This window comes from Mucilaginibacter sp. HD30, assembly GCF_054061755.1.
Map to the genome: position 1 here is coordinate 3,783,864 of NZ_JBSSEO010000001.1, position 13,179 is coordinate 3,797,042.

General features: G+C 48.7%; 12 protein-coding genes and 1 pseudogene. 9 read left to right on the plus strand and 4 right to left on the minus strand.

The window, feature by feature from the left end:
* Nucleotides 1-369: 369 nt before the first annotated feature.
* Both ACVW2L_RS17895 and ACVW2L_RS17900 read left to right on the plus strand, forming a co-directional pair.
* Nucleotides 370-843, plus strand: coding sequence for an HIT family protein (locus ACVW2L_RS17895; RefSeq protein ID WP_457129320.1), 474 nt, complete (start codon nt 370-372; stop codon nt 841-843).
* Between the two features lie 4 nt (nt 844-847).
* Complete coding sequence (locus ACVW2L_RS17900; protein WP_457129321.1) at nt 848-1,846, plus strand: hypothetical protein; 999 nt, start codon at nt 848-850, stop codon at nt 1,844-1,846.
* Between the two features lie 160 nt (nt 1,847-2,006).
* On the opposite strand, the gene ACVW2L_RS17905 is transcribed toward ACVW2L_RS17900, so the two are convergent.
* Both ACVW2L_RS17905 and ACVW2L_RS17910 read right to left on the minus strand, forming a co-directional pair.
* The gene (locus tag ACVW2L_RS17905) at nt 2,007-2,882 is read right to left on the minus strand and encodes an ArdC family protein (protein WP_457129322.1); all 876 of its coding nucleotides are present in this window, start codon (nt 2,880-2,882) and stop codon (nt 2,007-2,009) included.
* A gap of 103 nt (nt 2,883-2,985) precedes the next feature.
* On the minus strand, nt 2,986-4,158 hold the full coding sequence (locus tag ACVW2L_RS17910; RefSeq protein ID WP_457129323.1) for a type IV secretory system conjugative DNA transfer family protein: 1,173 nt from the start codon (nt 4,156-4,158) through the stop codon (nt 2,986-2,988).
* Nucleotides 4,159-4,470: 312 nt separating this feature from the next.
* On the opposite strand from ACVW2L_RS17910, the gene ACVW2L_RS17915 reads away from it, so the two are divergent.
* The 3 genes from ACVW2L_RS17915 (at nt 4,471) to ACVW2L_RS17925 (ending at nt 7,933) form a co-directional block, all read left to right on the plus strand.
* Nucleotides 4,471-6,126, plus strand: a complete 1,656-nt coding sequence (locus ACVW2L_RS17915) for a recombinase family protein (protein ID WP_457129324.1) — start codon at nt 4,471-4,473, stop codon at nt 6,124-6,126.
* Nucleotides 6,127-6,920: 794 nt separating this feature from the next.
* On the plus strand, nt 6,921-7,367 hold the full coding sequence (locus ACVW2L_RS17920) for a hypothetical protein (RefSeq protein ID WP_457129325.1): 447 nt from the start codon (nt 6,921-6,923) through the stop codon (nt 7,365-7,367).
* 266 nt (nt 7,368-7,633) lie between these two features.
* On the plus strand, nt 7,634-7,933 hold the full coding sequence (locus ACVW2L_RS17925; RefSeq protein ID WP_457129326.1) for a helix-turn-helix domain-containing protein: 300 nt from the start codon (nt 7,634-7,636) through the stop codon (nt 7,931-7,933).
* Between the two features lie 444 nt (nt 7,934-8,377).
* Here ACVW2L_RS17925 and ACVW2L_RS17930 read toward each other — a convergent pair whose 3' ends face one another.
* Nucleotides 8,378-9,229 (minus strand): hypothetical protein, encoded by an 852-nt coding sequence (locus ACVW2L_RS17930; protein ID WP_457129327.1) that lies wholly within the window; start codon nt 9,227-9,229, stop codon nt 8,378-8,380.
* Between the two features lie 173 nt (nt 9,230-9,402).
* On the opposite strand from ACVW2L_RS17930, the gene ACVW2L_RS17935 reads away from it, so the two are divergent.
* The 4 genes from ACVW2L_RS17935 to ACVW2L_RS17950 all read left to right on the plus strand — a co-directional run bounded on the left by ACVW2L_RS17935 (nt 9,403) and on the right by ACVW2L_RS17950 (nt 12,086).
* The gene (locus tag ACVW2L_RS17935; RefSeq protein WP_457129328.1) at nt 9,403-9,675 is read left to right on the plus strand and encodes a helix-turn-helix domain-containing protein; all 273 of its coding nucleotides are present in this window, start codon (nt 9,403-9,405) and stop codon (nt 9,673-9,675) included.
* A 133-nt stretch (nt 9,676-9,808) separates the two neighbouring features.
* A complete protein-coding gene (locus tag ACVW2L_RS17940) occupies nt 9,809-10,069 on the plus strand; it encodes a hypothetical protein (RefSeq protein WP_457129329.1) in 261 nt (86 codons plus the stop codon).
* On the plus strand, nt 10,050-10,496 hold the full coding sequence (locus ACVW2L_RS17945) for a hypothetical protein (RefSeq protein WP_457129330.1): 447 nt from the start codon (nt 10,050-10,052) through the stop codon (nt 10,494-10,496). The genes ACVW2L_RS17940 and ACVW2L_RS17945 overlap by 20 nt, the downstream gene beginning before the upstream one ends.
* A gap of 93 nt (nt 10,497-10,589) precedes the next feature.
* A complete protein-coding gene (locus tag ACVW2L_RS17950; protein WP_457129331.1) occupies nt 10,590-12,086 on the plus strand; it encodes a recombinase family protein in 1,497 nt (498 codons plus the stop codon).
* Here ACVW2L_RS17950 and ACVW2L_RS17955 read toward each other — a convergent pair.
* Nucleotides 12,058-13,113, minus strand: a pseudogene (locus ACVW2L_RS17955) (YifB family Mg chelatase-like AAA ATPase); the annotation flags it as partial. The gene ACVW2L_RS17950 and the pseudogene ACVW2L_RS17955 sit on opposite strands and share 29 nt — an antisense overlap.
* Nucleotides 13,114-13,179: the final 66 nt, after the last annotated feature.

The following is a 13,179-nucleotide window of genomic DNA, read 5'->3' on the forward strand; positions in this document are numbered from 1 at the left end:
TTTGTGAAGCCGTTGCGATGGCGCAGGCGAGCCAAACGACATAAGCGGCTGGCTTTTATTGTCCCGAGCAACCGGGAGGGTCTATAAAAGACAGGGAAAGCTTTAATGAACGAGGCTGCTCCCGCCACACAAATAATGACAAAGTCTGCCTGCGGGAGCAGAAACAGCAGATCAATGGCGCAATGTGCTTGAAAAGCTTATTGCACCATTGATGAAACTTTGGCGGTATATGTGTGCGGGTAAGGCCGAGTGAATACCTTATTTCCCATTTGGGCCGAAATTTGCTTAAATACTATATGTTGAAGTGTTAATAAATAAAATTTACGCTTTATAATATTATTGATAATTTTCAGTAAAGTATATATCATTATGTCTAACCAACGAGCTTCAGCATCAAAACCCAAAGAATTATTGTATCCTGTAGTTGATACGAGGTGTGCTTTTTGTACGATTGTGAAAAATGAATCAAATGAGACGTGGGTCACGGATATGGAATATGGTTCGATATTTCTGAACTATAACCAAAGCTTTTATGGCAGGCTTCTTTATGTGCCTTTTAATCATTATTCTACGATACAGGAGATTCCCGTTGACCAATATGTGGAATACTGTATTGAATTGAGAATTCTTGGTTCCGTTCTTCAGGACGAAATGAAGGCAGAACTAGTGAACTACGCAATGTTGGCCAATAAAGTAAAACATGTGCACTGGCACCTGATACCTAGATATAAAAGCGACGAAAGATGGGGAGAAGCGCCTTGGCCAAATAATTCTAAAAGTTTAGATGAAAAAGAGGTTTGGATTTTAAGGGAAAAAATCAGAACTTCATTGTTAAAATCCTAAATCCATGAAAATCGAATATCCCAAACAACCCAACTTTACAAATAGATTTGATAAGTATGTAAATTTTAAAAGTAATTGGGATTATTCTTACGATAAGTTAACCCGCCTAAACGAAGGATGTATTGCTGAATTCGGTGAAAATAAAACATTTAGCATTGTAACAGCCGGATCCTATGGGCGAATGGAGGCATCTGACCAGTCTGATTTGGACTATGTTATATTAAACAATGAAACAACAGATATCCCTATTGAAGATATCGTTAAACGGGTGAGACAGATAGCTCAAAGTCTGGAAATTCCTTTACCAAACGAAACAGGCGTATTCGCAAAATCATATAGTAAATCCGATTTAATTGAAAAAATCGGCAATGAAGATGACGACCTTAACAAATTGGCTCAAAGGCTCTTAATAATCATGGAGTCAAAGCCAATTTATAATGAGGAGCTCTTTGATAATATAATCGAAGAGATTCTATCAAAATATCTGGAATACGTCATAAAAGAACCCACGAAAGAAGCTACTTTTTTGATGAATGATTTGATTCGATATTTTAGGAGTATCGCCGTAAACTATCAATATAATTTTTGGAAGAATAACGAAAAATGGACGATTCGAAACGTAAAGTTAAGGCACAGCCGCATTTTGATGTATGCTGGGACTCTGCTTCTCATTCTCAATGCGAGCAAATTACGGGATAACAAGTTTGATTATATCAAAAACCATATAAAGCTTACTCCGTTTGAAAAGATTGTGAGTGTTTATCTTGACAACAACGACTTTAATTTTAGGCGCTTGATAGCCGCCTACGACATTTTTTTAAGTAAGCTTAACAGTAGCGAAATACGGAAGCAACTTCAGGTCGAGTATGACGATAGATATAAAAACCCACATTATGCTGAGTTGAAAGTAACATCGGATTCATTTATAGCTGAATTAACGAGATTCATTTTTTCAAAAAAAAATATTTGGTCTGAGGAAGTTTTTGAATACTTAATTTTTTAGAAGCAGACAGTCTCACCGCACTCCACTATTTAGTTGATTAATCTTTTATAAAAGTCAACACGGCAGATCAACAACGTTGTTTTGCTTGAATACGCATTTTTTAAAGCCCCCCGCAATGAATCATGCAAATAAGAAAAAGACCCTTGCGGGTCTTGTAGGATTATTCCGGAACGGCCGGGGCGCTTAGAATAAAGTCTACGGCCTTCTGCGCCCTGCTTGCGGCATAGAGGATTAGTTTCCCGTCGCCGCGCAACTTCTCGAGCCAGCCGCCGATGTAGGCCGCGCTGTTTTCCAGGTCTGCTATCCCAACGCCCGAAACGGATCCGAGAAAGCACGCCCCCACTTCCGCCGTCAATTCCTCAATTGAATACGGCTCCGAGCCGTACTTGACGTTGTCCGTCACCTCCTTGCGGCTCAGGCGGCTCTGGTGGCCGGTGCTGTGAATAAGCTCATGGAAAAGGGTATGGTAGTAGCCTTCGGGAGACGCGAAGCTGCCCTGCTTGGGCATGGTGACGCAGTCTTTTTGCGGATCGTACCAGGCCCCCTGCCTGCCGTGCCGTATCTGCGGGCAGTTGGGCATCCTTTCCACGATCTCCTCGCATGCCGACAATGCGGGAATCCTGTGTCTCGAATCCGAGGGGAAAAGTCGCTCCGGTATGTCCCTGCACTGCGCCACGTTGAAGACGCGGTAGTAGCGGAGTACCGAAAGGTACTCCTGCTTGTCATCTGGGTTTTCCTTCTCCTTCTCAGTGCGCTTGTAGAACACCACAAGGTGCGCCTTCTCGTCCTTCAGCACGCTTCCGCCCGCCGCCTTGAGTTGGTCGAAAGTAAGATAGTAGTTCGTTGAGTAGTCCTGCCCCGCAAGAAGCAGGAGGTTGATGCCCCGGTACGCGGCCATGGTCAGGAAGTTGCGCGGCGGGTCGTGCGCCCAGGGCTTCCTCCACGGGATTACGTTTCTCTCGAGTTGCTCGATGATGCGGTCCGTTACGATGCCGTACACGTCCGCCGCCTGCTTTGGTTCTGCTGTCGCTGTCATGATGGTTGCTGTTAAGTTGTTTAAGGAATTTGTTTGTTTCCTCAATTGTACTTTTCAGCTTACATGCATAACAGTATGGCAAAACGGTTCCAAAGAACCGTTTCTAATGAAGCTGGGCGCTGAAGGCCTTGCCAGCCATGCCGTCAATTAAGAGTCGGATGTAAAAGTGGAATCTCGGCAGGCTGACGAAGTCGCCCTGGGTGAATACGGGATAAAACTCCTCCGCCATGACTTTCGCGTCCCGGGCGCTCAGGCGGAACGCTACAATAGTGCCTATATTGCCCAAAACGGCCTTCTGGAGCGGCTCGGGCAGCTGTTCCATGTATTGGTGCGCCAAAAACAGTCCTACGCCGTATTTTCGTACTTCTGAAAGCATGCTGACGAAGGAACCGGACACGAAGGAGTGCATTTCGTCAATGAAAATATAAAAATGGGTGCGCTCGTGCAGCGGGAGCGAGGCACGTCGCATTGCAGCCATTTGCAGGCTGGTGGCTATAAGGCTGCCGAGTATCTGCGAGATGTCCTCTCCTATAAGCCCCTTGGAAAGGTTGCAAACAAGAATCTTCCCTGTATTGATGACCGCATCCATATTGATGCCTTCCTGTACGCCAACAATGCGGCGCAAGGTTGGGTTAGCGTTGAATACCCCCGCCTTGTTCAAAATCGGTGAGATTGCTTCCGCCCTCATGCTTGAGGTGTAATTCGTGAACTCGTTGTGCCAAAATGAAAGGATGGCGGCCTCGTCTGTATAATGGAGCACCAGGTTTCTAAAAACATTGTCGAGAAGAAGCGGCTGTATATCGAGCAGGGTTGCAGTAGGGTATTCCAGCAGGGTCAAGATACAGTATCGCAGTATGTATTCCATGCGCGCCCCCCAGCCGATGTCTCCCCAGATCTTTTTGAACATTAGCAGCACTTCCGATGCGACAAGGTGGCGCTGTTCCCTTGGCACGCCTTGCAGCGGGTTAAAGCCCGTGCGGAGGGCGGGGTTAGGAGCATCGAAATAAATTAGGTCTTCCTTTCGAAATTCCGGCATAGATGCTTTAAGGCGCTCTGCGACGTCGCCGTGCGGATCAAGTACTGCTATTCCACTTCCTTTCTGGATATCGTCAATTGCCATGTTGTATAGCAAGGAGCTTTTTCCTACCCCCGTCTTTCCAATGCAGTATAAGTGCTGTAGCCGGTCCGTCGCCTTTATGCCAAACGCCTTGTTGGCATTGCGCCAGTTTGTGATGCCAATGGGGGTGAACGGTTTTGATCGGTCGTAAGAAGTCATGTGCTCTCTTATGGTATCTCTGAATGCGAATGCTTGGCAGGTTGGCTTACCTGTTGTCCACACCTGTTTTGCCCATCTGCACTCCTCTGCTTGTACTTGTAATACTTTGTATATACCCGCCTAAAATTTATGATATGATGGAACCGCTACACAATAGACAAATCAACGTCCCCGAAGCGGAGCAATCCAGTCTATTGTGTAGCAACATAGATGTTGGTGATTGCTCCGCTTCGGGCTTTATAGATATCAAGGAGCCTCCTGTAGGGGTGCTCATTGATCAATTGGCAGAATTAATAGTCAAGATATATTTTCATGGAAAACGAAATACCTAATAGGTCGCAGAGGAGAGCGGTCATCTATTGCCGAGTTTCAAGTCGGGAGCAGGCAGACGAGGGCAACAGCCTTGTGTCGCAGGAGCGGCTGTGCCGCGAATATGCCGCAAAAGAAGGCTACGAGATTGCCGAGGTATACGTCGAGAGCGGCAAGAGCGCAAAAACGGCGAAAAGAAAAGAACTGCAACGGCTAATGGACTTTTGTTCGAAAGACAAGGGGGGAGTCCACGCGATGATAGCATACAAGGTTGACCGCATCAGCCGCAACCTCATCGACTACAACACCATTAAGGTGCGGCTGAAGAAATGCGGCGTGGAGATAAAGTCCGTCACCGAGTTCTTCGAGGACACTCCCGCTGGGAGATTCATGGAAAACATCATCGCGAACGTCGGTCAGTTCGACAACGACGTGCGCGCTGAGCGCTGCGTAGGCGGGATGGAGGAGGCGATGCTGGAGGGACGTTACGTGTGGCGCGCGCCGACAGGATACAGCAACGCGAAAGTGAACGGGCAATCGACGATAGTCCAGAATGAACGGGCGCCGCTGGTAAGGGAGGTGTTCGAGCTGATATCACAGCGCACGCACTCGACGGAAGCTATTCGCCTTAAGATACTCCAGAAAGGACTCGTGACAAACTATGGCAAGCCGGTCACCAAGAGCAACTTTTTCAGGCTCATTCGCAATCCGGTATACAAGGGCACGATAAAGAAGTTCAGGCAGACGGTAAAAGGCAAGTTTGACCCGATTGTGCCGGAAGATTTGTTCGACGACGTACAGCTAGCCCTGAGTGGCAGGATGAACAAGGTTAAGCACTACGTCAGGGACAATCCTGACTTTCCGCTTCGGCGCTTCGTCACGGACGAGCACGGCAAACAGCTCACTGGTTACTGGGCGAAGGGCAGGCGTAAAAAATACCCCTTTTATTCGTTTTCCGCGCCCGGGACGACAATCCGAAAGGAGGTTCTGGAGCAAAAGTTTATGGACTTCCTTGGACAATATGCGTTTGACACGCAACATCTAAACATAATGAAGGCCTCCCTTTCAAGGCACTTTGACGTGCATTCTGCCTGTCAAGGGGGTATTAAAGAAAAGGTTCAAAACCGGATTGAAGAGGTGAACCGCCAAATCGATCTCCTTATTAGGCTCCACTCGCAGGAACGCATTGGTCTGGCCGTCTTTACGGAAAGGGTGCAGCCTTTAGAGGCCGAATTGGACGACTTGAAGCGGCTAGCAAGGACCTCAACGGAGGAGAAGGCAAATCTTCCAGAGCTTTTGAGACTTGCTGCCAAGCTGCTAAAAAGTCCTGACCTGCTGTGGCAAAAGAGCCCTATACAAGTTCAGAAGCAGGTGCAGGTGTTCGATTTTCCTATGGGTGTTGTTTTTGACGGACATAAATTTCGAACCGCTAAAGTATGTAGTCTTTTCAAGCTAAAACAGCTAATTGACGAGAACAAGTTCCCTAAAGCGGACTTAGAGGAACGAGGAAAAAACACCGCCTTCGGAACCGATTCGCCACCCTCCGGTATTTCGCCGTTGGAAACAAAGGAGTTTTGGGGCCTTGTGCGCGAAGATTTGGTAAATTTAAACCGGATAATATATAAAAAACAGCTCCCTCCTGGCCGCGATTTGGTTTGACCTTGCCAGAGACAGGATAGTCTCGTGCATTCCCTCTACTAGGTTGCCGAGTTCCTCGAGACTGATAGAGGTTATTTGATCTGGTAAGATTGAGCTCAATTTCCAGGAGAAATCGCAACGCCTCCAAAGGCGAGGGTCCCGAAGAGGCCTAGTCGCGGAAAACCATTTCTACAGGAAGCGACTTAACTACGGCACCCGTCAGCCCGAAGGCCACCGCCTCCTCTGTCGTAAGGAATGTGTTGTCGCGCATCGCAGTTTCGATGCCCGTCTCCTCTGCCAGCGCCGACACGTGCCGGCCGATGTGGTCCCGCATCCACTTGAGGCCGTCCTCGTGGTGACGGAGCGATCTTTAGAATTGCCTATGGTGTTGGTGCCCTCGTGCAGCGCGAACACGCACCCCTTGACGTTATTGAGCCTGCTGCTCGAACTGGAACATAGCTGTTGAATGAAGATGACTATTGACAAATACTATAAAAGGTGTATTATGTACAAAACGTTGATTGGTTAGCCGGGAACCCGAGGCATCCCTGGAGTGTCCGGCTAACCAATCAACGTAAAATGAGTTCCACAAAAAAATCGCCTTGGCTAAATATGCTGTTAGCAGTCAATCTCGCCTGCTTCGCCTATAACATTTCAGCCGCTGCATTCTGTGAAGGGTGCGACACGGCTCTAAGGATCGTACACGCGGGATGCGCACTCATGTTCCTTTTGAATGCCGCGATATACTACCGAATGAAAAAGTAAGAAAAAGTCCCTTTTGGGGCTTTTTATTTTATATTAGATAAAAAAATGCAATGAAGAAGCTCGAGGGAATATATCTCATCGCATGCGGCATACTACTTCCGATAATAACTCTCTGGGGAGCCTACGAACACTTCCAGTCCAGCCAGACCCAGGACCTCTATCTTCACTTCTACGTTAACAATAAACCAGCTAGTGGCGATGCAGAGGTTACAGTTCAGAACAGGTCGGATAGCAGCCTGCGGGTTTTTGACAGGACTGACAGCCGAGGACGGTGCTTTTTTGAGGGGCTTAAGAAGGGTAGTTATTGGGTATTATATAACTATCAAGGCAAGGGGTGGTCCGGCGGCGGTACTTATACAATTACTGTTAGCGGCAAGCAGCCAATCTATGATACCATTTCGTTTTCTGTTCCTGCCATACCGACGCAGGGCTCGGTTATTTCCCGAAAGCCTGTACGGAGCGGCACCTTGCCTTCCGCTGGTGGCGGAGCCCAGTAGTACGGAAATTAAAAAAGCTAAAATAATTCTAAAGCGGACTTAGTGAAACGAGGAAAAACACCGTCTGCGGGACCGGTTCGCCACCCTGCGGCATTTCGCCATTGAAAACAAAGAGTTTTGGAGCCTCGTGCGCGGCGACCTGCTCAAGCTCCGCGAGATATCCCGCCCCAAGCCGGCCGTTTCGGACATTCGGGAGGACTGCTGACAAAGCATGCCTGTCTTTTGGGGTAACATGCTGCTTATTAATTTAATTAAATAAGCAGCATATGAAAAATGACAACAGCCTCCGCAAGTACCGCGTTAAGAGAAAACTCACCCAGCAGGAAGTGCTGGACGCGCTCCGGCACTCGAGCCCGAGCAGGCTTTCCGCGTGGGAAAACGGGCAGGCCGTTCCCTCTTCCAAACATCTGCTTACCTTGTCCAAGCTCTACCGGGTGCCGCTGGAAAAGCCGGTCAACGGATATCGGAGGAAGCCGAGGAAGCAGTCCGCGCCGAAGCGGGATATCGAGGCCGAAACAAGCGAGTTCTTTCGCCGCTTCGGGAAGGAGCAGGAAGAGATGACGTAGGCGGAACTAATCGACGCGCTGGCAAAAATGATACTGGGCGCGTACTTTTTCCAAAAGGGTTCGAAAACGGATTAAAAGCGAGAACCCGACTTCCTGCAAACAGGAAGTTGATTTTTCCAAACGAGTTATAATTTGCAACGTTTTTCCTGCATAGCCCCACAAAAACGTCCTTCGGAACTAAGGCGGACTTAGAGGAACGAGGAAAAAACACCGCCTCGGGGACTAATTTGCCACCCTCCGGCGTTTCGCCCTTGAAAACAAGGGAGTTTTGGAGCCTTGTGCGCGGCGATTTGCTCAAGCTCCACGAAATATCACGCCCTAAATCGGCGGTTTCGGATAGTGAAGTAGATTTAGGAGAATAGCAAACCCGATAAAGTTACGAAGCAAGTAACTAAGAAATATTGCAATCCACTAGGTTAAAAGATGCCGTCATCTGATTGGCTTTTACCTGCTTAATGTAACTACGGCTCCGTCTGTACTTCCATTAAATTCGAGGTTTGCTTGAAAATCAGACGTATTGAACGAGATGAATTTAGAAAGCACGGTAGAGTTACTGCCTCTAATTGCCTGGTTACCATCAAAAAAGAGAATTATCCTTTGTTCAGGCAATAGAGATATCGATCTACTTATTACTCTCAGTTTTACAGTCGAATTTTCAACTTCGCGACGAGTGATAGACCATGTATTAGACATAATTACCACATCGCATAAAAAGCCGTCGTCACCTGTTGTGAATGAAAGCACCCAAGAGCCATTAAAAAAGGTGTCGCTAAAAGGCTTAAGTAATCTTTCTTGGTAAGATATAAGTGTCTGATTTTTAGTCCTTTCTTCATCAAGATCACCATTTAATCTCGCAATTTCATTCATGTTAGCGGTTTCTTCCTTATACAATTTTTCCAATCGCTCCCTTTCCTTTTTCCACTCATCACGCAACTCCATAAATTTAGATATTTCTACTACTTGGCCCTGAGCAACATTTTGCACCCAAATGCTTTGATATTTTTTAGTCCAAGCGTCAAAAATTGCAATGCCAGCTTTAATCCATGGAAATACGAAAACGTAAATAGACGTTGGCAGCAAAGGCTTCCAAAAAAAATTATACCAAGAGCTGTGACTCCAAATTACATCTATATAAGAAAGGTAACCATACCGAAGAAGGTCTTCTTGCTTGTAAAAAATTAACGTTACAGGAATCTCGTAATTTATTAAAAGCCAGGCAACCACAAATGACCCTAAGAGGGGGCTGGAAAAACGTTCTATAACGCCTTTAAAGAAATCTTTGATTTCATCAAACATAATTTTGCTTTGGGTTTGGTTATCTTGCAATATAGCTTATAAACTTGACGTTTAGCGTAGTGCCGTCCATAAGACTTTCTTGTTGAAAAAATTTTAGATTTTGCTGCTAGTTAGTCCTTTAAAACCTTTTTAACACCCTTACGATATACTGGCGTTAACGCTATCGTATGATTGTGGAACAAGGATTTCGGCCCATTCCAAATAGATTGAAAGTGCACCGCAAGCGGATGCGGTACAGGCAGCGCCAGGTGGCGACCCTGCTTGGGCTCTACGATACCCGCCCGATATACGAATGGGAAAAGGGATTGGCGATGCCGGGCGCAGCAAACCTTATCAGGCTCTGCGTCATATACCGGACCTACGCCAACGAGCTGTACCCCGAACTTTTCACGCAATACCGCGACGAGCTCAAAGCGCTTGAGCTTCGCCTGTTTGCCGGAGAGTAGTGCCCGTAAAGGACATGGCGTTTTTGCGGTGTCCCATAGGACGGGACTTGCTTGCACTATCGGTATAAATACCGAACGTTCAATCGAACATTATAAAAAAAATCGACCGACCGAACGGTCAACAAAAACAAACATGAAACACATCGGAGACTACTCCCAAAACGCGTATACCCAGGAAGAAATCCAGCTTGCCCACGAGATCGCGGACAGGCTCCAGGACCCTGGAGCGCTCACGCAGTTCCTCAACTTCACGAAGGAGTTCTCGCACGACGTGCTACGCCACTCGCTGGAGGTTGCCTGCTCGGTTCCGGACAGCGAGGTGTACAGGTCCCGCGCGGCCATTTTCGTTAACAGGATGAAGAACTACCGGAGAAGTGGCGGTTCTCGGTATTAGCGTCGGCAGCCGCAGCAGCGGCATAGCCGTAATCGTGGGCGGCGAGCTGGCGGAATACGGAACGCTCAATGCGTCCAGGCCAGACAGCCAGGCAAAGTCCGTTCTGCATTATGTCAGGCAGTTCGGGGTTGTCACCGTGGTGATTAAGATGCCGCCCTCTACTCATATCACGAAGACGCTGGGCGCAGTTCTCTCCCACCTGAAGGACGCGCTCCGCTACCACGGCTGCATGGTCGAATACAAGGACATGGAGCATATCAAGAGGCACATCCCGTCAGTCTCCAACAAGCCGGACCTAATGGCATTCGTCGCGGAGCGGTTTCCCGAACTCTGCCACGAGCATACAACGGAGCTTGCCAGCAAGAAGGGCTACTACGTGAGGCTGTTCGAGGCCGTGGCGGTAGCATACATACATTCGCAAAAATAGTCCTTCGGGACCGTTTTGCACGGGTGTCGCGATTGCCAAACATTCGGTATCTTTATGGTAAACTATTCCTTTCACAACAAAAAACTTGAACCAATGCCAGAGAAAAAGCAAGTCGGCATATGGATACGCGTAAGTACCGATATGCAGGTTCGGGAAGAGAGTCCCGAGCACCACGAAAAGCGGGCGCGCCTGTACGCCGAACACAAGGAGTGGGACGTCGCCGAAGTGTACCGCCTCGAGGCGGTAAGCGGAAAGACGGTCATGGCGCACCCCGAAACCAAAAGGATGCTTGCGGACATAAAGCGCGGGCACATAACCGCCCTGGTGTTCTCGAAGCTTGCAAGGCTTGCCCGTAACACCCGCGAGCTGCTGGAGTTCTCCGAGTTGTTCAGGGCGAGCAACGCGGACCTGATATCGCTTTCAGAAAGCATCGACACCAGCAGTTCGGCGGGCCGCCTGTTCTATACCATGATCGCCGCGATGGCAGATTGGGAACGCCAGGAGATAGCGGAACGCGTTTCCGCCTCCGTTCCAATCAGGGCAAAGCTCGGCAAGTCCCTGGGCGGGCAGTCCGTATACGGATACAAGTGGGTCGGGCACGATTTCGTCATAGACGAGAAGGAAGGCACGATCCGAAGGCTCATATACGAGCTGTTTCTCGAGCACCAGCGCCAGCATCGCGTCGCGCAGGAACTGAACAACCGGGGGCTTCGCACGCGCAACGGCTCCAAGTTCACCGCGACCACCGTCCTGCGCCTGCTGCGCGACACAACCGCCAAGGGCGTGCGCATAGCCAACTACACCAAGAGCGTAAGCAAGAACGGCCAATGGCAGGTAAAGCCGCAGGAGGAATGGATAACCATGCCCTGTAAAGCCGTCGTGTCGGAAGAGGTGTGGACCAGCTGCAACCAGATTCTGGACACTCAAACGAAAAAGCGCACCAATACAGGCCCAAAGGCCGTTTATCTACTTACCGGTTTCGTTCACTGCTCCTGCGGTAATAAGATGCTGATCCACCACCATTCCAAGAAATACGCATGCAAGGCCTGCAACGTCAGGATCTCAGTAGAGGACATGGACGGCATCTACCAGGAATACCTCAAGGAGTACCTCAACTCGTTTGACAGCGCCCAGTACATTGCTAGGTTTAACGAGCAGTTGCAGGAAAAGACCGCGCTGCTCGCGACGCTTCAGAAGGACCGGCAAAAGCTGGCAAAGCGCATTACCGAACTCGTTGCCATGCGCACCGACGGCGAGCTTAACAAGGCGCAGTTCGCGGAGCAGTACAGGCCGCTGGAAGAGCGAATAACGCAACTGGATGGAAGCATGCCAGAGCTTGAAGCGGAAATCGACTTCCTTTCCGTTCAGCTGTATTCCACCGACACCGTGATTCAGGAAACCAAGGCACTATATGATCGGTGGGCCGACATGCCGTTCGACCAGCAGCGACTGACGGTAGAAACCATCACCAAGCGGATAGAAATCAACAGGGAAGACATAACCATCACGCTTGCGTACGCGCCAATCAATTCCTTAAATGCGAAGGATATTTCACGCCACCACATGGGTTCATACTTGCCACCAACATAAAGCTGCTGGGGTAATCAACCGTAAACTTAGCACGGGATATAGTTACCCTCCGTTCTTCCAGTGGCTGGCGCATTACTTCCAATGCCGACCGCTTAAATTCCGGCAGCTCATCTAAAAACAAAACGCCGTTATGCGCCAGCGAGATCTCGCCGGGCTGGGGGTTGCCGCCACCGCCAACAAGGGCAACATCGCTTATGGTATGGTGTGGCGACCGAAATGGCCTTATGGTCACCAATGCATCTGCCGCGGCCAGTTTGCCTGCTACAGAATGGATCTTGGTGGTCTCCAGGGCTTCGTGCAAACTTAAAGGCGGCAGTATAGATGGCAGCCGGCGGGCCAGCATAGTTTTACCAGCCCCCGGCGGACCGATCAATATCACATTGTGGCCGCCTGCAGCGGCAATTTCTAAAGCGCGTTTAATGTTTTCCTGGCCTTTAACTTCGCTAAAGTCGCTGTCGTAATTGCAAAGGCTGTTATAGAATTCCTCGCGGGTGTTTACTACTTCTGGCGTTAACTGCACCTCGCCGTTAAAAAAGCCTGCTACTTCGCGGATGCTTTCAACGCCATATACTTCGAGGTTACTGACTATTGCTGCCTCGCGGGCGTTTTGTTTGGGCAGGATAAATCCTTTAAAGCCATCTTTGCGGGCCTGTATGGCGATAGGCAATGCGCCTTTAATGGGTTGAAGACCGCCGTCTAAGGATAGCTCGCCCATTATAAGGTACTTATCCAGTTCTTCCGCCTCTACCTGGCCAGAAGCAGCAAGCACGGCCGTAGCAATGGTAAGATCGTATGATGAACCCTCCTTTTTAATATCGGCCGGGGCCATGTTGACCACCACCTGCTGCCGTGGCATGCGGAACCCGCAGTTTTTTAACGCTGATTCTATGCGGAAGTAGCTTTCTTTAACGGCAATATCCGGCAGGCCAACTATAAAGTATTTGGTGCCCGCTGCAATATTTACCTCAACTGTTATGGTGATGGCTTCGATGCCGTAAACGGCGCTGCCAAAGGTTTTAACTAACACGTGTAATAAAGTTTATTTACAGCGAAAGATAGACATTTTAGTGAACCAATTATAACATCAAGCTAA